We start from the raw sequence: 2,397 nt of genomic DNA on the forward strand, positions 1-2,397 counted from the left end.
GAGCGGAATTAAATCCTTTGCTCTGGCCATTCGCTTTAATAGCTTTTTGCTTTATGCCTTCTGCCTGCTGCTTTATCGCACCAGTTTCAGTTCATTGATAATATTTTTTGCGCCACCCAGTTTTTCGATGCACCATAATACATAACGTACATCTACGCAGATGGTACGGTTGTATTCTGAGTCGAACTGAATTTTGTGACTCAGCGCTTCGTAGTTACCATCGAAGGCCAGGCCAATCAGTTCACCGTTGGCATTGATCACAGGAGAACCAGAGTTCCCGCCGGTGATATCGTTGGTGGTAATGAAACCCACTACGATGTCATTGCGTTTGGCATCTTTATACTGACCAAAATCTTTTTTGTTATACAGATCTATATAGTTGGCTGGCAGATCAAATTCGTAATCGCCGGGTACATATTTCTCGATCACGCCTTTCATGGTAGTTACGTAGTCGTAGTGTACCGCGTCGCGTGGAGAATATGGTTTTACCTGGCCATAAGACAGGCGCATGGTAAAGTTAGCATCCGGATATCTGTTGGCGTTAGGCGTCATTTGCATTACACCTTTCAGGTAAGCGCGGCCCAGGTCCGTATTCTTCGTCATGAACTGATTGTATAAAGGCAGGTATTTACCTACATAATTTTTGATAAATGTGCTGGCGTAAGCAAATGCAGGGTCGTTCTGCAGGGTCACTGCATCGGGATTTGATGCAAATGCTTTCCATTTTGTGTTATCAAAAATGAAGGTATTGTTCATTAAGGCAGCAGCCCAGGTGCGGTAGGTATTATCTTCATCGAGACTACCATATTTTGCTTTCAGTGCCTCATAAAAGCCAGCTGGTTGCTGATCTTTTGAGATGTCTGTGTAGTACATATGGCAGGTAGCTGCGAGAATTTTCTGATCGCTTGGTTTATTTTCGCCTTCCAGGAAAGCAGTGCGTGCTTTGTCTGCCGCTTCTACCGCCTGTTTCACGGCATCTTTAGGGGCACCAGGGGTTACCAGTGCTCTTTCCACACCCATTAAGGACGCGGCAAAAGAAGCCAGCGGAGAACCGAGGATGCCTTCGTTCAGGTATACACGTTGTTTGGCGTATGGCGTCCATGCTTTATAAGCAGCTTCATAGTCGCGGAGGATGCCGGAAAATTCCGGCTTATCCTGAGCCCACTTAGCGAAAGCAGCTTCCTGTTTTTGTTTGTCGGCCAGTACACCATGTTTTTCGAGTTGTTTCGTTTCCCCGTCAAAGAATTTCCAATAGTTGGCAATACCGGCGTAGGAAGAAGCCAACTGCAGTTTTACCGCGGGGTCTTTTTTCATTTGTTCGAACATAGCTTTCAGCCTTACATCTCTCAGATTCACCAGGAAAGGGTTTTCGACAGATGTTTTCAGCTGAATGCCGTAAGAAGTTTCGTAACGGTTGGTGCCGCCAGGATATCCAAAGATCATGGCGTAATCATTTTCCTTTACACCTTTGATAGATACCGGCAGGAAGTGTTTAGGTTTCATGGGGATGTTATCAGCAGCATAAGGTGCTGGCTTACCATCTTTACCGGTGTAAACGCGGAAAATAGAGAAATCGCCGGTATGACGGGGCCATTCCCAGTTATCGGTATCACCGCCAAATTTACCTACACTTTCAGGAGGGGCTCCTACCAGGCGGATATCTTTATAGCGCTCGTATACAAACATCAGGTACTGATTGCCTTTGAACATCGGTACTACTTTCGCTTCGTAGCCGGTGTTTTCTGTGGCTTTAGCGATTACTTCGCCATATACCTGTTGTTCCTTTTTAGCTCTTTCTGCGCCGTCTAAACCTTTCAGGGCGTCTTCCACCTGTTTGGTAACGTCTTCCACTTTTACCAGGAATTGCACGGACAGCTGGGAAGAAGTGATTTCTTCCTGCTTATTTTTTGCATAAAATCCGTTTTTCAGGTAATTATGTTCTACAGAGCTGGCGGAGGCAATGGCGGCATAGCCACAGTGATGATTGGTGAAAATGAGCCCTTCGTTGCTTACGATTTCTCCCGTACAACCACCACCGAAAATAACAATCGCATCTTTCAGGGAGGCTTTGTTGATACTGTACAACTGTTCTTTGGTCAGCTTCAATCCCTTCTTCACCATGTCGTTGTACGTTTGCTGCCCCAGTAAATAAGGTAGCCACATGCCCTCATCTGCTTTAGCCCATTTTATACTTACGCTAAGCAATAAGAGCAAAACCAGTAATTTTTTTCTCATATTAAGTCAGGTTTTGTTTTTAAGGACCTCAAACCTAGCTATTTTTTCGTTATCCGGCGCAGCTATAAGGATCAGTGGCGCCTTTATGTGATAATTATTTTTATGTGATTTCGGGGCAAACCCGAAAACTGGAATATGTTTTGATAAGGGGGTACAGCCGAA

1 protein-coding gene is annotated in these 2,397 nt (G+C 45.0%); it reads right to left on the reverse strand.

Annotation, left to right across the window (positions count from 1 at the left end; all coding sequences use genetic code 11):
• Positions 1 to 72 precede the first annotated feature (72 nt).
• Entirely contained in the window at positions 73 to 2,235 is a 2,163-nt protein-coding gene (locus VIP81_RS12425) for a S46 family peptidase (protein ID WP_331960718.1), read from the reverse strand.
• Between the last annotated feature and the right edge of the window lie 162 nt (positions 2,236 to 2,397).

The organism is Chitinophaga sp. (genome assembly GCF_036566945.1).
Lineage (GTDB): Bacteria > Bacteroidota > Bacteroidia > Chitinophagales > Chitinophagaceae > Chitinophaga.

Excerpts from the sequence above, each read along its gene's own strand:
- VIP81_RS12425 (WP_331960718.1), bottom strand. The coding sequence starts at position 2,235 with ATGAGAAAAAAATTACTGGTTTTGCTCTTATTGCTTAGCGTAAGTATA.